Origin of the sequence: Rosettibacter firmus (assembly GCF_036860695.1) — a bacterium.
Lineage (GTDB): Bacteria > Bacteroidota > Ignavibacteria > Ignavibacteriales > Melioribacteraceae > Rosettibacter > Rosettibacter firmus.
Genome location: NZ_JAYKGJ010000002.1, coordinates 658,720 through 677,536, shown reverse-complemented (window position 1 = coordinate 677,536; position 18,817 = coordinate 658,720). Strand labels below are relative to the sequence as shown.

Here is an 18,817-nt window from a genome sequence, read left to right as displayed (position 1 = left end):
AATAAATGTATAAGCATTTTAAACTTCTTCGAGAATTTTTTTACGATTTATATAAGTTGTATGTAAGATTTCATGTGACAGATGACCACAGGGTTCACCTAAAAATTCTTTATATAATTTTTTTATTGACTCATTTTCATGTGACCGTCTATTTTTCATTTTTGCATCTATTTCATAAAGAGCCTGTGCACGTTTTCTTACTTTTTCTGGATTTTGATGTATTGGTTGTCCGCCACCATTAACACATCCACCAGGACAAGCCATAACTTCTATGAAATGGTATTTTGAATTGCCCTGCTCAACTTCTTCTAATATTTTTTTAACATTACCAATTCCATTTACAACAGCTATATTAATTGTCATTCCATTAATTGAAACGGAACTTTCTTTTATTCCACTCATTCCTCTAACATCTACGAAATCGAGTTGATTTAGTTCTTTACCAGATATTTTATAATATGCAGTTCTTAAAGCTGCTTCCATTACCCCACCACTTGTACCAAATATTGCAGCGGCACCAGTAGATTCACCAAGTGGATTATCAAAATTATCTTCTGGTAAATCATTGAAGTCGATACCAGCAACTTTAAATAATCTTACAAGTTCTCGTGTTGTTAATACTGCATCTACATCCGGGAAATAATTCTCACTTAATTCAGGTCTACTTGATTCAAATTTTTTAACTGTACATGGCATTATTGACACTACGAAAATATCTTTTGGATTCAATCCCATTTTCTTAGCATAATAAGTTTTAATAATTGCCCCTTCCATTTCATGTGGCGATTTACATGTAGAAATATGATTTAAAAGATGAGGATAATTTTGTTCTGCATATTTTATCCATCCCGGGCAACAGCTTGTAAACATTGGAAGTGTTTCATTATTTTTTATACGATTAACTAATTCAGTTGCTTCTTCAAGAATTGTTAAATCAGCTCCGAAGTTTGTATCAAATACTTTTTTAAATCCAAGACGTCTTAAACCTGTGATTATTTGTCCAGTTACATTAGTTCCAAGTGGAAGATTATATTCTTCTCCTAAAGTTGCACGAACTGCTGGAGCGATTTGTGCAACTGTAAATTTATTTTTATCGTTAAGTGCAGCAACAACTTCTTTAGCATGACTTTTCTCTCTCAAAGCAGCTGTTGGACAGACGAGAATACATTGTCCACAGAGAATACAATCACTAACATTTAATCCTTTATTAAAAGGAGTAGTAACATTACTTCTAAAGCCACGATTTGTAAAATCGATAGCTCCAATTTTTTGTATTTCATTACATGTTCTAACACATCTACCACATAAAATACATTTTGCCGGATCTCTTTCCATCGAAGCGCTGGAAATATCAATCGCATGACTTTTCTTTTCACCAGCATAACGATGTTCTCTTACACTGTATCTTTCTGCTAAATCCTGTAATTCACAATTTTTATTTCTTACACAGATTAAACAATCCTGAGGATGATTTTCTATCAAAAGTTCAACAATGGTTTTTCGTGCTACTCTTACTCTAAGAGAGTTAGTTTGAACTTTCATTCCATTCATAGCAGGATATGCGCAACTGGGAATCAAACCTCTCATTCCTTCAACTTCGACCACACAAATTCTACAAGCACCTGTAGGAAATAAATTTTTCAAATGACACAATGTTGGAATATATATGCCAACAGATTTTGCAGCATCAAGAATAGTCATTCCTTCTTCTGCTTTTACTTTTATATCGTTAATAGTTAATTCTACCATTTTATTCTCCGTTGAATTAATAAACATTAACAGCTTCAAATCGGCATGATTCAAAACACATACCGCATTTTGTACATTTAATCTGGATGATTTGATGAGGTTGTTTCTTTTCTCCAATTATTGCATCTGCAGGACAATTTCTTAAACAAACACCACATCCATTACATAAATCTGGATCAATTTCATAAGTTAATAATTCTTTACATACTTTAGCTTTACATTTTCTTTCAAACAAATGTTCTTCGTATTCATCTCTAAAATATTTTAGTCCAGATAGAACTGGATTAGGAGCACTTTGTCCCAAGCCACAAAGTGAAGTATCTTTTATTACATCAGCTAATCTTTGTAAATAAATAATGCCTTTGAATCTTTGAAGTTGTTCTGTTTTATTTCCACTATTTCCATATCGAACAGGAATTCTCTCAATAATTTCGAGCATTCTTTTTGTACCTTCGCGGCATGGAACACATTTTCCACAAGATTCATTTTGAATAAATGTTAAGAAAAATTTTGCAACATCAACCATACATGTATCTTCGTCCATCACAACAAATCCACCTGAGCCCATCATTGCACCTACATTACGAAGAGATTCATAATCTACTTTAGTATCAATGACTGACTCTGGAAGACATCCACCCGAAGGGCCACCAATTTGAATAGCTTTGAATTTTTTATTATTAGGAATTCCTCCGCCAATTTCAAAAACTACTTCTCGCAATGTTATTCCCATTGGAACTTCTACGAGTCCTCCATTAACAACTTTACCACTAAGAGCAAATACTTTTGTTCCTTTACTACTTTCTGTTCCTATTGATGAAAACCATTGCTGACCATGATTTATAATTGAAGGTATATTAGCAAAAGTTTCTACATTATTTATAACAGTTGGTTTACCCCAAAGACCAGATTCAACTGGATAAGGTGGACGTGGTCTTGGCATTCCTCTTTTCCCTTCAATCGAAGCTATTAATGCAGTTTCTTCACCACAAACAAAAGCACCAGCACCTTTTTTAATTTTTAATTCAAAATCGAAATCGCTGTTTAAAATGTTTTTCCCAAGTAATCCATATTCCTTACACTTTCTTATTGCATTTTCAAGTCTTTCTATAGCAAGAGGATATTCAGCACGACAATATATATATCCATAAGAAGCACCAATTGCATATGCACCAATAATAATTCCTTCAATTACTCTAAATGGATCACTTTCAAGAACTGAACGATCCATAAATGCACCTGGATCACCTTCGTCTGCATTACATATGATATATTTAGTATCAGACTCCTTATTGTAAGCAAGTTCCCATTTAAGTCCAGTTAAAAAACCAGCTCCACCCCTTCCTCTTAGGCCACTTTCTTTTACTGTTTGTATAACTTTTTCTGGGGTTAATAATCTTAGAGATTTGTCTAATGCTTTAAATCCACCAGAAGAGATATATTCATCAATAGATGTAGGATTTATAACACCACAATTTTCCAGAACTATTTTTAATTGTCTTTTGAAAAATGGAATTTCATTAATGTTTGGGATTGCATCAGAACCTTTGCCATAAGTGCCTAACAATTTTTTCTTATAAATGTTACAATCAATTAATGTGGTTTTAATTAATTCATGAACATCTTTAGGAAGTATTTCACAATATGAAATTCTATCTTTGCCAGGAAGTTTAATATCAACAATTGGTTCTTTAGCACAATAACCAATACAACCAGTAGGAATAATTTGTGCTTGGATATTATACTTTTCTAATTCTTCTTCTATTGCTTTTTTAACTTTATCTGCTCCTGAAGCCAGACCACATGTTCCCATTCCAATAAAAATTAATGGAATATCATGTTCATAATATTTTAATGAAGAATTTAGTTTCTGGAATTTTTCTTTACATTTAATATCTTGATGGCAAAGAGGACCATCTATACAACATGCAATAAATTGTTCACATGGTGTTTCTGAAGTATGCCAGCATTGTTCGCAGCATTTTTCGATGAAACTTTTCATTCTGCACTCTCGATTTGTTCCTGTTTACGTTTTGATAATTCTTCTTTACGATACTTATTGAGTATCCTGGGAATTTCTTTAACTGTAACTCTTCCATAATATTCATCATTAATATTTATTACTGGTGCAATACTACATGCACCAATACATGCTACTGTTTCAAGTGTAAATAACTTATCTCTTGTTGTTTTTCCAGCAGTAATACCCAGTTCATTCTCAAGAGCTATCAGAAGATTAGCAGAGTTTTTTACATGACAGGCAGTTCCTCTGCAAACTCTAATAACATTTTTTCCTAAAGGAGTTAATCTGAATTGATTATAAAATGTAGCTACACCATAAACACTGCTCAAAGAAATATTTAAATGTTCGGATATATCTTTTAATGCTTCTTCTGGTAAATAACCATAAATATCCTGAACATCTTGCAATAGAGCTATTAAATTACTTCTATCATTTTTAGGATATTTTTGAAAAAGATGATTATGCATTTACTCACTCACTTTAATTGTTATCATATATTTACAGAATATATGCCAATTTAATTAGGACTTTGATAGCTCATTATTTTTAAAAAAAATGAGTTTTGATTAAAGATTTTAATCTTTTATTCTTATGAATGAGAAAATGAGAAATTAATTTTCTAATGATAAATCAGGAATTAAGCTCTTTTAATTCTTTGAAGATGATAACTAATTCATAAAATTTTTATTAAACGATTTCGGAACTAATCGATGAATTACTCTTAAAAAAAGAATTTTTTTTGTAAAAGTATTTCTGCTATTTTTGAAATAAAAATATTCTACGAAATGCTTACCAATAAAGAACTTGCTTATAAAGCCATTGAAGCTAAATCAAAATCAGTAGCCCCATATTCAAAATTTCGTGTTGGTGCTGCATTACTTACAGAAGATGGAAAAGTTTATTTAGGTGCCAATATTGAAAGTTCATCTTACAGTTTAACAATATGTGCAGAGCGAACAGCAGTATTTCAGGCAATACTCGAAGGCGAAAGAAAATTCAAAGCAATTGCAATAGCAAGCGATGCAGAAGATTTTTGTCCACCATGTGGTGCCTGCCGTCAGGTTTTATTAGATTTATGTGGAAAAGAACTTGAAGTAGTTATGATTAATCAAAAGGATGAAATAAAATCTTTTCTATTAAAAGAACTAATTCCATTTTCATTTGGGGAGGAATATTTAAATCATGATTGAACACTCACCTCATTTGATGCCTAAAAATATTGGATGGATTGAAGTAATTGCTGGTTGTATGTTCAGTGGAAAAACTGAAGAATTGATTAGAAGATTGCGAAGAGCAAAAATTGCAAAACAAAATGTTAAAATATTTAAACCCAGGATCGATGTTCGTTATTCTACCAGTGATATTGTTTCGCATAGCGAGCAATCGATGCCTTCAATTTTAGTTGAATCTGCAAAAGAAATTTTAGAATATACATCCGAAGCTCAGGTTGTTGGAATTGACGAAGCTCAATTTTTTGATATGACATTAGTTGACGTTTGCAATCAATTAGCTAATGAAGGTAAAAGAGTTATTGTTGCAGGTTTAGATCAAGATTATAGAGGAATTCCTTTCGAACCAATACCACAATTATTAGCTATTGCAGAATACATCACAAAAACTCTTGCTATTTGTGTAGTATGTGGTAATCCCGCCGATAGAACTCAAAGAAAAGTATTATCTTCAGAAAGAGTACTTGTTGGAGCTACAGAAAGTTATGAAGCAAGATGTAGAAAATGTCATTACATCCCAGAATAATTCCGAGAAAATAATATGAATATAATTTCTTTAATTCGTGGAATAATTGGTATTGCTCTCATTATTGGTATTGCTTTTATATTATCAAATAATAAGAAAAAAATTAATTGGCGACTTGTATTAAGTGGATTACTCATTCAAATTACTTTTGCAATTTTAATTCTCAAAGGAGATCAATTAAGCAAATTTTTTTTACCACTTGGTTGGCCTAAAGAATTTTTTAGATTTATCAGTAGTTTCTTTGTTTTGATTTTAAATTTTACATCAGAAGGAGCGAAATTTGTTTTTGGTAATTTAGGTTTAGGTCCAGGTAACGAAGGAAGTCTTGGTGTTTTTTTTGCATTTCAAGTTTTACCAACTATTGTATTTTTTGCAAGCTTAATGTCTGTACTTTATTATCTTGGAATTATGCAAAAAGTTGTTCAGGGAATGGCATGGGTAATGGCAAGATTAATGGGTACAAGTGGTGCCGAGTCACTTTCTTGCACAGCTAATATTTTTGTTGGTCAAACAGAAGCTCCATTAATGATCAAACCATATTTGAAAGGAATGACACAAAGTGAACTTCTTACAATTATGGTTGGTGGTATGGCTACTATAGCAGGTGGAGTAATGGCTGCTTATATTCAAATGCTTGGTTCAGCTTTTGCGCAGGCACATAATATTCCATTAGAAGAAGCTCAATTAATTTTTGCAACTCATCTACTTGGTGCAAGTGTTATGGCTGCACCAGCAGCTTTATTAATTTCAAAAATAATATATCCCGAAACTGAAGTACCTGAAACAATGGGAACAGTAAAAGTAAAAGTAGAAAAAAATGCATCGAATATAATTGAAGCAGCTGCTTCTGGTGCTACAGATGGTTTAACTCTCGCACTCAATGTTGCTGCAATGCTTATTGCATTTATTTCTCTTATAGCTTTAATAAATTACTTTTTAGGTTGGGTTGGTAATACATTTGGGTTTAATAATTTTTTAATTTCAAAATTTGGTAATCCTTTAAGTCTTCAATTAATATTTGGTTCTATCTTACAGTTTCTGGCTTTTGGTATTGGAGTTCCCTGGGATAGTGCATATAATTTCGGAAGTTTGATAGGGACTAAAATTGTTTTAAATGAATTTGTAGCATATCTTGACATGAGTAAATTAATTGAAACAAAAGTTTTAATTAACGACAAGGCAATTTTGATGGCTACATATGCACTTTGTGGATTTGCTAATTTTAGCTCAATTGCAATTCAAATAGGTGGAATATCACCACTGGCACCAGGTCGAAGAGCTGATTTAGCTAAATTAGGTATTAGAGCAGTCATTGGTGGTACTTTAGCAAATTTAATGACAGCAACTCTGGCAGGTATTCTCTTTTAATGATTAATCTTAATTCAAAATACAGACAAATTCTTGAAAGAATAAAGGATGATATCCCATTCGAACCAGAGATTTGTATTGTTCTGGGAAGCGGATTAGGAGATTTTGCAAATAAAATTGAAACTATAAAATCAATCTCAACTTCTAATTTGCCTGAATATCCTGTTTCAACTATTCCTGGACATAAAGGCTATCTTCATTTTTCAAAATATGCTGATAAAAAATTATTTGTCGTTCAAGGTAGAATTCATTTCTATGAAGGATATAAAATTTCTGAATGTGTATTGCCAATTCATTTAGCTGCAAAATTAAATTGTAAAAAAATTATTTTAACAAATGCTGCAGGTGGTGTTAATCCCAACCTTATTCCAGGTGATTTGATGCTTATTAGATCTTTTATTTCTTTTAACATTAAAAAAGAACTAACTGAACTTGTAGGACTTGCATCGATTGATATAAAAAATTCAATGCTCGATTTTCCATCGGAAGAATTAAATGAAATTATAATTCAAGCTGCTCTTCAAGAAAAAATACTTTTACGAGAAGGCAATTACTGGTATACAAAAGGTCCAAATTATGAAACACCTTCCGAAATAAAAATGATACAAAAATTCGGTGGCGATGCTGTTGGTATGTCTACTGTTCACGAAGCATTTTATGCAAACATAATGAAAATGAAAGTGGCTGCAATTTCGTGTATTACAAATTATGCTGCAGGATTATCTTCAATAAAATTATCTCACGATGAAGTTATTGAAACAGCTGAAAAAGCAAAAAGTAAATTCGAAAGGTTAATTAAAAAGTCTATTGAATTAATGTAGCTATTAATGATGCAGTTGTTATAATAGCAGTTTCACTTCTAAGTCTGTTTTCTGTAAGTCGTAATAAATTTACTGAGTTTAAGTTATTAATTTCTTTTTCTGTAAAACCACCTTCAGGACCAAAAATAAAATAAGTTTTTTCATTAATTATTTTATCTTTATTCTTAAACAAAAAATCTACAAGTAAATCATTGGTATTTTGTTCAAGTAGTATTTTTCTACCTTCGTAGTTATTTAAATCGGAGATATTTTTTACATAATTTATTTCAGGAAGCCATGCACGAAGTGATTGCTTTAATGAAGATATTAATAATTTTTTAATTCTTTCTTCTTTTATACTTTGCTTGATTGTTCTTTCTGAACTAAAGAATATAAAATTAGTAATTCCTAATTCTACGCATTTTTCAATAGCAAATTCGAATCGATCATTGTTTTTTAATTTAGGAATGCAGAAATAAATATTAAGTAAATGGTTATGAAAAGTATAAGTTTCTATAATGTTACAGTTTACTTTATCTTTTGATATATTATCAATTACACACTTAATAATGTTCCCTTTTCCATTTGTGACATAAATTTCATCACCAATTTTATGCCTCATCACATTTTTTAAATGGTGAATTTCTTCCCCCTTAAGTAAAACATTTTTATTATCGGATAAATCCGAGTAATAAAGTTCTATACCCAATAGCATTGATTTAATTAGAAATTATTGAATTTATTTTTACAAATATTATAACACACCATTATACATTCATCTTGAATTGTGATAATTCCAGAATCAATTACTGGTTTAACCGCAGCATCATTTCTAATTCCCTGTTGCAACCATAGTGCTTTAGGTTTTTTAGTAAGTACATCTGGAATAATTTGATGAATATCTTCTGATTTTCTAAAAACATTAACAATATCAATATCATCAGGAATGTCTACCAAACTTGGATAAACTTTAATTCCATTTGCATTTTCGAAAGCAGGATTTACTCCATAAACTTTATAACCTTTATTTACCAGAAATTCTGCAATAATCCTGCTTATTTTATCTGGATTGCGGGATATACCAATCACCGCAATCCTTTTGGAAGATTTAAGTAAATTACATTTTATAATTAATTCGTCATTCATGTATTTACTTCAATTTTTTCGTATTCACTAATTGGTGGACAAACACAAAATAGATTTCTATCGCCATAGGCATTGTTTATTCTTCCTACAGCTGGCCAGAATTTATTTTCCAGAGCATATTTAGATGGAAAAGCAGCTTTTCTTCTAGAGTATGAATGATTCCAGTTATCACTAATAACATCTTCAGCAGTGTGAGGTGCATTTTTAAGTACATTATCTTCTTTATTATATATTCCATTTTCGATTTCTTCAATTTCTTTTCTTATAGAAATCATTGCGTCACAAAATTTATCTAATTCTCTCAGAGATTCACTTTCAGTTGGTTCCACCATTAATGTACCCGGTACAGGGAAAGAAACAGTAGGAGCGTGATAGCCATAATCCATTAATCTTTTTGCAATGTCGTCTACATCAATATTTGCAGTTTGTTTAAATTTTCTTGTATCAAAAATTAATTCATGAGCTACAAAACCATTTTTACCAGTGTAAAGTGTTTGATAATAATTTTTTAATTTTGCTTTAATATAATTTGCATTTAGAATTGCTACTTTAGTAGCTTTTGTAAGACCATCAGCTCCCATCATTTTAATATAGGCATATGAAATAGGTAAGATACTTGCACTTCCCCAGGGTGCTGATGCAACTGCTGGGATAGGCTTTTCTCCACCAACTTTTACTATTGGGTGTCCAGGTAAAAATGGTGCAAGATGTTTAGCAACAGCAATAGGTCCTACTCCTGGTCCCCCACCTCCATGAGGGATTGCAAAAGTTTTATGAAGATTCAAATGACATACATCTGCACCAATCAAAGCTGGATTTGTTAAACCTACTTGAGCATTCAAGTTGGCACCATCCATATAAACTAATCCACCATTTTTATGTATGATATCGCAAATTTCAACAATAGCTTCTTCAAATACTCCATGTGTTGATGGATAGGTAACCATTAATGCAGATAAGTTTTCTTTATATTGTTCAGCTTTTTCTTTCAAATCATTTACATCAATATTTCCTGATTCGTCACATTTAACAACAATCACTTTATTACCAGCCATTACAGCACTTGCCGGGTTTGTTCCATGTGCAGACGAGGGAATTAAAACAATATTTCTATGAGATTCTCCACGACTATGATGATACGCACGTATAACCATCAATCCTGTAAATTCACCCTGAGCACCAGAATTTGGTTGAAGTGAAACGGCATCAAAACCTGTTATTTTTTTCAAGTCTTCTTCAAGTTCTTTAAATAATTGTAAATAACCTTCTGCTTGATCCAGAGGTGCAAATGGATGCAAATCAGAAAATTCACTCCAGGATAAAGCTAATAACTCAGTAGCAGCATTGAGTTTCATTGTGCATGAACCAAGAGAAATCATCGAAGTAGTAAGAGATAAATCTTTTCTTTCAAGATTTTTTATGTAACGCATCATTTCAGTTTCTGAGTAATAAGAATTAAAAACTGGATGAGTGAGATACTTACTTTTTCGTTTCAAATTTTCTGGAAATTCTTTGTATTGATTTATTAAAATATTCTCATCAAATTTTTTATTAAGAGCTTCAGCGAAAATTTTTAATAATAATTTTATATCATCAAGTGTATCTACTTCACTAATAGAAATTCCAATTGTTATTGAATCAATATATCTAAAGTTAATTTTATTTTTAATTGCAATTGACTTTACTTTTTCTAATTCTTCTTTTGAGTTCATTAAAATTTTCAAAGTATCAAAATAGTTTTTATTTAATTGTTTAATACCCATTGCATTCAAACCATAATCAAGAATAGAAGCAAGATTATGAATTCTTTCAGCAATAGCTCTAATTCCTTTTGGACCATGATATACAGCATACATACCAGCCATTATTGCAAGTAAAACCTGTGCTGTACAAATATTACTTGTTGCATGTTCACGTTTAATGTGTTGTTCTCTTGTTTGAAGTGCCATTCTTAAAGCAGGTTTACCATGTGAATCAATAGATACTCCAATTATTCTACCTGGTATTTGTCTTTTAAATTCTTCTTTAGTTGCAAAGTAAGCAGCATGAGGTCCACCAAATCCCATTGGAACACCAAATCTTTGTGTTGAACCAACAACAACGTCTGCACCAAATTCTCCAGGAGGAGTTAAGACAGCAAGACTCATTAAATCTGCAGCAACAGCTTTATAAATTCCTTTTGAATCAGCTTCTTTGAAAAGATCAGAATAATCATATATTTCGCCATCAGCTGCTGGATATTGAACAAGTATTCCAAATACATCTTCTGTTAGTTCTATATTACTTATTTTTCCAATTCTCAATTCAATACCATGTGGTTCACTTCTGGCTTTAAGAACATCAATTGTTTGAGGGAAAACATCATCAGAAACTAAAAAAACATTAGAATTTTTTTTGTTGGACTTTCTTGAAGCATATAGCATCGACATTGCTTCTGCTGCAGCAGTTCCTTCATCTAAGAGTGATGCATTTGCTATTTGCATTTTGGTTAAATCAATAATCATGGTCTGGAAATTTAATAATGCTTCAAGTCTTCCCTGCGAAATTTCTGCTTGATATGGTGTGTATTGAGTATACCAGCCTGGATTTTCAAGTATATTTCTTTTAATAACTGATGGTGTAATTGTTGGATAATAACCCAGACCAATATAACACTTGAAAACCTTATTTTTTGATGCTATTTCTTTTAAACGTGCAATTAATTGATATTCTGTAATTGGTTCTTCAAGCTCGAGTTTGTCTTTTAATCTAATATTGGATGGTACTGTTTTATCAATTAACTCGTCAAGTGAATTTACACCAATTACACTACACATTTTTTCAATATCTTCGTCGCTTGGACCAATATGCCTATCGACGAATCTGTCATAAAAAATATTAGACTCCATAATTAAAACCTTTAAATATTTTTAAATATTTTAGTAAGTAAATATAGTTAAAATGGTTAGAATACATTATGACAAATATTAAAATAAAAATGGCAGTCAAATAAAAATTTAGTATAAACTTTTAAGCAAGATTTATTAAGATATGTTAATAAATAGGTGTGTAAAAAAATTTTAGTTAAGAAAATAAAATTCAATCCAGATTTTTACTTAATTTCATTAAAGCAATTCTCGATGCATTTTGTTCAGCTGTTTTTTTGTTTTTTCCTTTCCCTGTCCCCATTTTTTCATTCCCAATATAAACATCCACAACAAACACTTTTTTGTGCTCAGGTCCTTCTTCGCTTATAACTACATATTTTGGTGTTTGAAGTTTATTTGCATGTGTAAATTCAAGTAATTGTCCTTTATAATTAGTATCAATAAGATACTCATGATTTTTTTCATATGGTTTAATAATTTTTTTGATAATAAACTCAGAAGCAACATTAAAACCTCTATCTGAAAAGATTGCACCTATAAGTGCTTCTAAAGTATCTGCTAATATTGTTTTAAAACCTTCATCATTTTTGTCAACATATTTTTCATTGTATAAAAGAAAATCCTTTAGATTAAGTTTTTCTGCTATTTCATATAATCGATTTCTATTTACAAGAGAAGCTCTCACTTTAGTTAAAAATCCTTCTCCTTCATTTCTATATTTTTCGAAAAGATAATGTGCAACAACTAAGTTTAAAACAGAATCTCCAAGAAATTCAAGTCGTTCATTAGATTTTTCAAGTTCTGGATGTGTTTCGATAAAAGATGAATGAGTTAATGCCTTGAGGTATAGTATTTTATTTTTAATCTTAAATCCTAATAGAGATTCAAGAGCTTTTTTATTTATCAGGTGATTAAAATTAACTTTTATATTGTCTTTTTTAAAAAGCTTCTTTAACACTATCAAAAATTGAATTAACCTTCAAATTTTTTAAATAAAATAGATGCATTATGACCACCAAAACCAAATGTATTGCTAAGTGCATAATTAATTTCTCTTTTAACTGCTTTTTTAGGAGTATAGTTTAAATCGCATTCAGGATCTGGTTCATCTAAATTAATCGTTGGAGGAACAGTACTATTAACAATAGCAAGAGTTGTTATAATAGCTTCTACAGCTCCAGCCGCACCAAGTAAGTGTCCTGTCATAGATTTAGTTGAGCTAATAGCTAATTTGTAAGCATGTTCACCAAATACAGTTTTAATTGCTTTTGTTTCGTTAACGTCGTTTAATTCTGTAGATGTACCATGAGCATTTATGTAATCAACAACTGAAGGATCAACATTGGCATCTCGTAGTGCTTCTTTCATTGAACGGACTGCACCTTCTCCATTAGGTGCAGGAGCAGTTATATGAAAAGCATCACCTGTTAAACCAACGCCCACAATTTCGGCATAAATTTTTGCACCTCTATTTAATGCATGTTCAAGTTCTTCAATAATAAGAACGCCACCACCTTCACCCATAACAAAACCATTTCTATCCTTATCAAAAGGTCGACAAGCTTCGAGATATCTATCATTCCAGGTAGATAAAGCACGAGCAGCATTAAACCCAGCGATTGACATTTGTGTAATTGGAGCTTCTGATCCACCACAAATCATTACATCAGCAGAACCACGCTGAATAAGAATAAATGCATCGGCTATTGCATGAGATGAAGTTGCACAAGCAGAAACAGTTGCATAGTTGGGACCCTTAAATCCATATTTTATTGAAATATAGCCAGCTGCAATATCAGGAATCATCATAGGAACAAAAAATGGACTAACACGTTTTACTCCTCCTTCAAGAAATGCATTATGTTGTTCTTCAAATGTATAAATGCCTCCTATACCACTTCCAAAAACAACACCTGCTCTTTCTAAATTAATTTTAGATAAATCTAATTTAGAATCTTCCAATGCCATTGCAGCAGAAGCAAGAGCAAAATGTGTATATAAATCCATTCTTTTTAATTCTTTTTTATCTATATAAAGAGAAGGATCAAAATTTTTTACTTCACAGGCAAATTGAGTAGCAAATTTCGAAGTGTCAAATCGAGTTATCTTTCCTGCCCCATTTCTTCCAGTAATTATACCTTCCCATAATTCTTGAACATTATTTCCTATTGGTGTCACTGCACCAAGTCCAGTAATTACTACTCTTCTTTTATTCATAATGTTTCTCTCTTCTCAATGTATAAAATAATATTAATTTTTAGGCTGTCTATATCAAATGTAAATTTATAGACAGCCTTTATTAAATTAACTTACTTTTTCTTTTAAATATTTTATAGCATCACCAACAGTAGAGATTTTTTCTGCATCTTCATCGGAAATTGAAATTCCGAATGCAGATTCAAAACCCATAACTAATTCGACTATATCGAGTGAATCTGCACCTAAATCTTTTGTAAAGGATGCTTCCGGTGTTATTTGGGACTCTTCAACACCGAGTTTATCCATAATAATTTCTTTTACTTTTGCTTCGATATCCATTTTTTCTCCTTTACTGTTATTAAATATGGTTATTTAGAAATTTATTCTAAGTTTAATTGATATTACATAGCCATTCCGCCATCAACAGAAATTACCTGTCCAGTTATATAATTTGCATCATCGCTACATAAAAATGCAACTACTTTAGCTACATCTTCTGGTGTACCAAATCTTTTAAGCGGGACAAAATTTAAATAGGCTTCTCTTTGTTGCTCTGTTAATTTGCGAGTCATATCTGTCTCTATAAAACCTGGGGCAACTGCATTAATATTAATATTTCTGGAAGCAAATTCCTTTGCATTGGATTTTGTTAATCCAATAACTCCAGCTTTAGAAGCTACATAATTTGCCTGACCTGGATTACCAATAATTCCAACAACTGAACTTATATTAACTATTTTTCCGTAACGTTGTGCTATCATGTTTTTTATTACTGCTTTAGTATAATTAAAAACGCTTTTTAGATTTATGTTAAGAACCAGGTCAAAATCTTCTTCACTCATTCTTAGTAATAAATTATCTTTAGTTATTCCAACATTGTTTACTAATATATCAATGCTACCAAATTTTTCCAAAGTAAAATTTACAGTATCCTGAGCTGCTTTAAACGAAGATGCATCTGCAACATATCCAATTACCTTAACATTATCTGTATTTAATTCTGCTTCGACCTTTTTTGCATTTTCTTCTTCAATTTTTAATAATTCTTCATTTGGGGCAAAATATGTAAAAACAACGCTGCAGCCTTCACGTGCTAATTGTTCTACAATTGCTTTACCAATTCCTCTTGAACCACCAGTTACAATTGCTTTTTTATTTTGTAATTTCATCTTTAATTCCCTCACTTTTTATTTGATTAAAATATTCATTACGGTATTCCAGAAGTTCTTGATAACCTTTTTCTCCAAGTAAATGTAAAAGTTCATGTTTACATGCATCAAAAACAGTAGAAACCTGATTTTGAATTTTATTACAATAATGCATTCTACTTAAATGGTCATCATCAATAGTAAGTACACCTTCATAAACTACAAGTGGAAATAGTATACAATATAAAGGTTTGTATTTCCATTTATATTCACCATTCATTAATGCAATTTTTTGAAGTGTACAAAAACCCTGTTTATCAAGAAAAACACATTTACCATTGTACACTTCTGTGCCTATTGCAATTCCAGATTCAAAATCTTTATCTTCTTCAGGTTCTTCAAACCACTTATCTGGATCTTTGCATTGTGAATCATCCATAATAGATATTATTTGATCTTTTATAGAAAGAATTTTTTCATATTCTTTCTTATCGGTATAAACACCATAATAACAGCATTCACCCGAACAAATACACACATCACAACGGTTAACAAATTTATGTGTGAAAATAATTGGATCAATATAAAGTCCATTAATTTTCTTTTCAAATTGATTTGACATTAAATATACCTTTCAACTTCAGAATATTTATCTATTCCAAAAATTTTAACATCTGGATTAATTCTTTTAACCAAACCCTGTAATACTTTACCCGGACCAATTTCATAGAATTCATCAGCTCCATCATTTATCATATTAATTATAGTTTCTTCCCACCTAACAGGATTTACGATCTGATCAAAAAGTAATTTTTTAATTTCTTCTTTATTTTGAACAGGTTTTGCTGTTACATTTGCATAAACAGGAACTTTAGCATCGTATAAATTAACAGACGAAAGAGATTCAGCAAATTTTTCCTGAGCATTTTTCATTAATTGAGAATGAAATGCACCACTAACTACAAGTTCTTTTACAAGTTTAGCTCCAGCTTCTTTAGCTAATTGCATTGCTTTTTGAACACCTTCTACCGAACCAGAAATTACAATTTGACCTGGAGAATTAAAATTAGCACATTGAACTATTCCATCATTTGCTGCAATTTCACAAATTTCAATTAACTTATCCTGTGATAGTCCAATAATTGCAGCCATAGTTCCTTTATTTTCTAAACTTGCTTTTGCCATGGCTTTTCCACGTAAATGCACAAGTTTAATAGCATCATAAAACTGGATTGCATTTGCAGAAAACAACGCTGAATATTCTCCTAATGAATGTCCTGCTACCATATCGGGCTGGATTGTTCTTATCAATCCAATAAGAATTGCACTATGCAAAAATATTGCTAATTGAGTAATCTCTGTTTGTTTTAATGTTTCTTCGGGACCATAAAACATAATTTGAGATAATGGCATATTAACTGCTTCTTCAGCAGTTTGAATCATTTCTTTTGCTTCTATAGAATTTTCATATAAATCTTTAGTCATACCAACATATTGAGAACCCTGACCGGGGAAAATAAATGCTTTTTTACCCATTAATCTAAACTCCAGGTTAAATAAATAGCACCCCAGGTATAACCAGCTCCGAAAGCAGAAAGTATTAAATTATCTCCTTTTTTCAATTTACCAGCTTTATAATATTCTGTCAAACATAAAGGAATAGTAGCAGCTGTTGTATTTCCATATCGATCAATATTTATCATTACTTTATCTCTTGAAATACCCATTCTTTCGGCTGTAGCATCAATAATTCTCATATTAGCTTGATGAGGTACAAGATAAGCTATATCATCAGAAGTCAAATTATTTCTTTTCATAATTTCATAAGATACATCAGCCATACCTTTAACTGCAGCTTTAAATACAGTTTTACCATCCTGATAAATATAATGCCATCTATTTGCAACGGTTTCTTGAGAAGCTGGAAAAAGGCTACCGCCTGCTTTCATATAAAGAGTATCTTTTCCGGAACCATCACAGTAAAGAATTGAATCTTTAATTCCATAATTTAAGTCTTCAATTGGTTCTACCAAAACAACAGATGCAGCATCTCCAAATAAAATGCAATTATTTCTATCTGTATAATCTGTAATGCTACTCATTTTATCTGCACCTACAACAAGAATCTTTTTATATCTACCACTTTCTATAAAACTTGCTGCAGTTTGTAGTGCAAATAAAAAACCAGAACAAGCCGCAGATAAATCGAAACCCCAGGCATTTTTAGCTCCAATTTTTTCCTGGATTAAACATGCTGTAGATGGAAAAAACATATCTGGAGTTATTGTTGCAACTATTATTAAATCAATTTCTTCGGGATTTAAAGGAAAGTTTTTCATTAAATCTTTTATAGCTTCAACAGCCATAAAACTTGTTCCACCGTTTTCTAAGATTCTTCTTTCTTTGATACCTGTTCGTGTTGTTATCCATTCATCACTTGTATCAACAATGGATTCAAAGTATTTATTATCTAATATTTTTTCCGGTACATACATACCAACTGCAGTTATGGTAGCATTAATAGGTTTGTGAGATTTTTGCATTTTGAGTAATAGCCTCCTGAAATTTTTGTATTAATTTTTTTTCGTACATTTCTTTTGCTCTCAGCACCATATTTTTAATTGCAAGTGGAGAACTTGAACCGTGTCCTATAATACTAATTCCATTAACACCAAGTAAAGGAACACCTCCATAGTATTGATAATCCATATCTTTTAAAGAAACTTTCAAAACACTTTTAACAACAAGTGCTTTTAATTTATTTAATAAACCCTTCTTTGCATAATTCTTTATTTTTGTTTTTAATAGCGATAAAACACTTTCTCCAAATTTGAGTATTATATTTCCAACAAAACCATCACATACGACTATATCCACAGTTCCTTTTAATATATCTCTTCCTTCAACATTACCAAAAAAATTTAAATTAGAATCCTTCAATAATTTATAAGTAGAAAATACAAGTTCATTTCCTTTGGATTCTTCTTCGCCAACACTTAGAATACCAATAGAAGGATTAGGAATACCATAAATTTCTCTTGCAAAGATGGAACCTAAGACAGCATATTCATATAGATGCTGAGGTTTACTATCAACACTTGCACCTGCGTCAAAAACAATACAATATTTATTTTTTTCAGTAGGAAAAGTTGCTCCAATTGTTGGTCTACTTACGCCTTTAATTCTACCCATAATTAAAGTTGAAACAGCCATCACAGCACCAGTATTACCAGCACTTACGAATGCATCAGCTTTTTTTTCTTTAACTAATTTGGCACCTATAACTATAGATGATTCTGGTTTAGATTTAATAGCTGTAACAGGAGTTTCATCCATACCAATAACATCTGGTGCGTGATAAATTAAATTTTCATCTAATTCTATTTTTTCTTGTTTTGCAGTCTGAAGAATTTTTTCTTTATTGCCTACAAGGATCAGTTCAAAGTCAGCAGATTCATTATAAGCTTGTAGTGCACCAAGAATAACATTTAAAGGGGCATAATCGCCCCCCATAGCATCAACTGCAATTCTACATTTGATGTCTGATTGATTTTCTATCATTTAATTTAATTACTTATGATTCTGGTACGAACATCGATCTGCCGGCGTAGTAACCGCAATTTGGACATGCTCTATGACTCAACTTTAATTCTCCGCAATTTGAACAGCGGCTTAAGGTAGGTATAGTTGCTTTATAGTGAGTCCTGCGCTTGTCTCTTCTACTCTTAGACATCTTTCGTTTTGGATTAGGCATCTTTTAAC

The 18,817-nt window shown here is 31.2% G+C and carries 19 protein-coding genes; 4 read left to right on the top strand and 15 right to left on the bottom strand.

What is annotated here, in order from left to right; all coding sequences use genetic code 11:
- Positions 1–18 precede the first annotated feature (18 nt).
- From VJY38_RS09750 to nuoE, 3 genes are read right to left on the bottom strand one after another with little or no spacing between them, the layout of a single operon-like run.
- Positions 19–1,749, bottom strand: a complete 1,731-nt coding sequence (locus VJY38_RS09750; protein ID WP_353680505.1) for an NADH-dependent [FeFe] hydrogenase, group A6 — start codon at positions 1,747–1,749, stop codon at positions 19–21.
- 16 nt (positions 1,750–1,765) lie between these two features.
- A complete protein-coding gene (locus tag VJY38_RS09745) occupies positions 1,766–3,751 on the bottom strand; it encodes an NADH-ubiquinone oxidoreductase-F iron-sulfur binding region domain-containing protein (protein ID WP_353680504.1) in 1,986 nt (661 codons plus the stop codon).
- Positions 3,748–4,239: an NADH-quinone oxidoreductase subunit NuoE gene (gene nuoE / locus VJY38_RS09740; protein ID WP_353680503.1), complete on the bottom strand. Its 492-nt coding sequence runs from the start codon at positions 4,237–4,239 to the stop codon at positions 3,748–3,750. Before nuoE ends, VJY38_RS09745 begins: the two co-directional genes overlap by 4 nt.
- Positions 4,240–4,557: 318 nt before the next feature.
- Between nuoE and cdd the strand changes: the two genes are divergently transcribed.
- The 4 genes from cdd to VJY38_RS09720 are packed head-to-tail and all read left to right on the top strand — an operon-like array spanning position 4,558 to position 7,716.
- The gene (gene cdd / locus VJY38_RS09735; protein WP_353680502.1) at positions 4,558–4,962 is read left to right on the top strand and encodes a cytidine deaminase; all 405 of its coding nucleotides are present in this window, start codon (positions 4,558–4,560) and stop codon (positions 4,960–4,962) included.
- On the top strand, positions 4,955–5,527 hold the full coding sequence (locus VJY38_RS09730; protein ID WP_353680501.1) for a thymidine kinase: 573 nt from the start codon (positions 4,955–4,957) through the stop codon (positions 5,525–5,527). The genes cdd and VJY38_RS09730 overlap by 8 nt, the downstream gene beginning before the upstream one ends.
- Before the next feature lie 15 nt (positions 5,528–5,542).
- Complete coding sequence (locus VJY38_RS09725) at positions 5,543–6,895, top strand: NupC/NupG family nucleoside CNT transporter (RefSeq protein WP_353680500.1); 1,353 nt, start codon at positions 5,543–5,545, stop codon at positions 6,893–6,895.
- Positions 6,895–7,716, top strand: coding sequence for a purine-nucleoside phosphorylase (locus VJY38_RS09720; protein WP_353680499.1), 822 nt, complete (start codon positions 6,895–6,897; stop codon positions 7,714–7,716). Before VJY38_RS09725 ends, VJY38_RS09720 begins: the two co-directional genes overlap by 1 nt.
- Here VJY38_RS09720 and VJY38_RS09715 read toward each other — a convergent pair.
- The 12 genes from VJY38_RS09715 to rpmF form a co-directional block, all read right to left on the bottom strand.
- Positions 7,700–8,410 carry a 16S rRNA (uracil(1498)-N(3))-methyltransferase gene (locus VJY38_RS09715; protein WP_353680498.1) on the bottom strand — a complete coding sequence of 237 codons (711 nt, stop codon included), beginning with the start codon at positions 8,408–8,410 and terminating at the stop codon, positions 7,700–7,702. The genes VJY38_RS09720 and VJY38_RS09715 overlap by 17 nt on opposite strands.
- 8 nt (positions 8,411–8,418) lie before the next feature.
- Positions 8,419–8,841 (bottom strand): CoA-binding protein, encoded by a 423-nt coding sequence (locus VJY38_RS09710; protein ID WP_353680497.1) that lies wholly within the window; start codon positions 8,839–8,841, stop codon positions 8,419–8,421.
- On the bottom strand, positions 8,838–11,729 hold the full coding sequence (gene gcvP / locus VJY38_RS09705) for an aminomethyl-transferring glycine dehydrogenase (RefSeq protein WP_353680496.1): 2,892 nt from the start codon (positions 11,727–11,729) through the stop codon (positions 8,838–8,840). Before gcvP ends, VJY38_RS09710 begins: the two co-directional genes overlap by 4 nt.
- 190 nt (positions 11,730–11,919) lie before the next feature.
- Positions 11,920–12,666: a ribonuclease III gene (rnc, locus tag VJY38_RS09700; RefSeq protein ID WP_353680628.1), complete on the bottom strand. Its 747-nt coding sequence runs from the start codon at positions 12,664–12,666 to the stop codon at positions 11,920–11,922.
- A gap of 14 nt (positions 12,667–12,680) precedes the next feature.
- Positions 12,681–13,925, bottom strand: a complete 1,245-nt coding sequence (gene fabF / locus VJY38_RS09695; RefSeq protein WP_353680495.1) for a beta-ketoacyl-ACP synthase II — start codon at positions 13,923–13,925, stop codon at positions 12,681–12,683.
- An 87-nt stretch (positions 13,926–14,012) separates the two neighbouring features.
- Entirely contained in the window at positions 14,013–14,246 is a 234-nt protein-coding gene (locus VJY38_RS09690) for an acyl carrier protein (protein ID WP_353680494.1), read from the bottom strand.
- 62 nt (positions 14,247–14,308) lie between these two features.
- A complete protein-coding gene (gene fabG / locus VJY38_RS09685; RefSeq protein WP_353680493.1) occupies positions 14,309–15,076 on the bottom strand; it encodes a 3-oxoacyl-[acyl-carrier-protein] reductase in 768 nt (255 codons plus the stop codon).
- A complete protein-coding gene (locus tag VJY38_RS09680; protein WP_353680492.1) occupies positions 15,060–15,677 on the bottom strand; it encodes a DUF3109 family protein in 618 nt (205 codons plus the stop codon). The genes fabG and VJY38_RS09680 overlap by 17 nt, the downstream gene beginning before the upstream one ends.
- A complete protein-coding gene (fabD, locus tag VJY38_RS09675; protein WP_353680491.1) occupies positions 15,677–16,591 on the bottom strand; it encodes an ACP S-malonyltransferase in 915 nt (304 codons plus the stop codon). Before fabD ends, VJY38_RS09680 begins: the two co-directional genes overlap by 1 nt.
- Positions 16,591–17,598 (bottom strand): beta-ketoacyl-ACP synthase III, encoded by a 1,008-nt coding sequence (locus VJY38_RS09670; RefSeq protein WP_353680490.1) that lies wholly within the window; start codon positions 17,596–17,598, stop codon positions 16,591–16,593. The genes fabD and VJY38_RS09670 overlap by 1 nt, the downstream gene beginning before the upstream one ends.
- Positions 17,573–18,616 (bottom strand): phosphate acyltransferase PlsX, encoded by a 1,044-nt coding sequence (plsX, locus tag VJY38_RS09665; protein WP_353680489.1) that lies wholly within the window; start codon positions 18,614–18,616, stop codon positions 17,573–17,575. Before plsX ends, VJY38_RS09670 begins: the two co-directional genes overlap by 26 nt.
- A 13-nt stretch (positions 18,617–18,629) precedes the next feature.
- The gene (gene rpmF, locus VJY38_RS09660) at positions 18,630–18,809 is read right to left on the bottom strand and encodes a 50S ribosomal protein L32 (RefSeq protein ID WP_353680488.1); all 180 of its coding nucleotides are present in this window, start codon (positions 18,807–18,809) and stop codon (positions 18,630–18,632) included.
- Positions 18,810–18,817 lie beyond the last annotated feature (8 nt).

Excerpts from the sequence above, each read along its gene's own strand:
- cdd (WP_353680502.1), top strand. The coding sequence starts at position 4,558 with ATGCTTACCAATAAAGAACTTGCTTATAAAGCCATTGAAGCTAAATCA.
- fabF (WP_353680495.1), bottom strand. The coding sequence starts at position 13,925 with ATGAATAAAAGAAGAGTAGTAATTACTGGACTTGGTGCAGTGACACCA.
- VJY38_RS09745 (WP_353680504.1), bottom strand. The coding sequence starts at position 3,751 with ATGAAAAGTTTCATCGAAAAATGCTGCGAACAATGCTGGCATACTTCA.
- VJY38_RS09710 (WP_353680497.1), bottom strand. The coding sequence starts at position 8,841 with ATGAATGACGAATTAATTATAAAATGTAATTTACTTAAATCTTCCAAA.
- rpmF (WP_353680488.1), bottom strand. The coding sequence starts at position 18,809 with ATGCCTAATCCAAAACGAAAGATGTCTAAGAGTAGAAGAGACAAGCGC.
- gcvP (WP_353680496.1), bottom strand. The coding sequence starts at position 11,729 with ATGGAGTCTAATATTTTTTATGACAGATTCGTCGATAGGCATATTGGT.
- fabD (WP_353680491.1), bottom strand. The coding sequence starts at position 16,591 with ATGGGTAAAAAAGCATTTATTTTCCCCGGTCAGGGTTCTCAATATGTT.
- plsX (WP_353680489.1), bottom strand. The coding sequence starts at position 18,616 with ATGATAGAAAATCAATCAGACATCAAATGTAGAATTGCAGTTGATGCT.
- VJY38_RS09750 (WP_353680505.1), bottom strand. The coding sequence starts at position 1,749 with ATGGTAGAATTAACTATTAACGATATAAAAGTAAAAGCAGAAGAAGGA.
- fabG (WP_353680493.1), bottom strand. The coding sequence starts at position 15,076 with ATGAAATTACAAAATAAAAAAGCAATTGTAACTGGTGGTTCAAGAGGA.
- VJY38_RS09725 (WP_353680500.1), top strand. The coding sequence starts at position 5,543 with ATGAATATAATTTCTTTAATTCGTGGAATAATTGGTATTGCTCTCATT.
- VJY38_RS09680 (WP_353680492.1), bottom strand. The coding sequence starts at position 15,677 with ATGTCAAATCAATTTGAAAAGAAAATTAATGGACTTTATATTGATCCA.
- VJY38_RS09715 (WP_353680498.1), bottom strand. The coding sequence starts at position 8,410 with ATGCTATTGGGTATAGAACTTTATTACTCGGATTTATCCGATAATAAA.
- nuoE (WP_353680503.1), bottom strand. The coding sequence starts at position 4,239 with ATGCATAATCATCTTTTTCAAAAATATCCTAAAAATGATAGAAGTAAT.
- VJY38_RS09670 (WP_353680490.1), bottom strand. The coding sequence starts at position 17,598 with ATGCAAAAATCTCACAAACCTATTAATGCTACCATAACTGCAGTTGGT.
- VJY38_RS09730 (WP_353680501.1), top strand. The coding sequence starts at position 4,955 with ATGATTGAACACTCACCTCATTTGATGCCTAAAAATATTGGATGGATT.
- VJY38_RS09720 (WP_353680499.1), top strand. The coding sequence starts at position 6,895 with ATGATTAATCTTAATTCAAAATACAGACAAATTCTTGAAAGAATAAAG.
- VJY38_RS09690 (WP_353680494.1), bottom strand. The coding sequence starts at position 14,246 with ATGGATATCGAAGCAAAAGTAAAAGAAATTATTATGGATAAACTCGGT.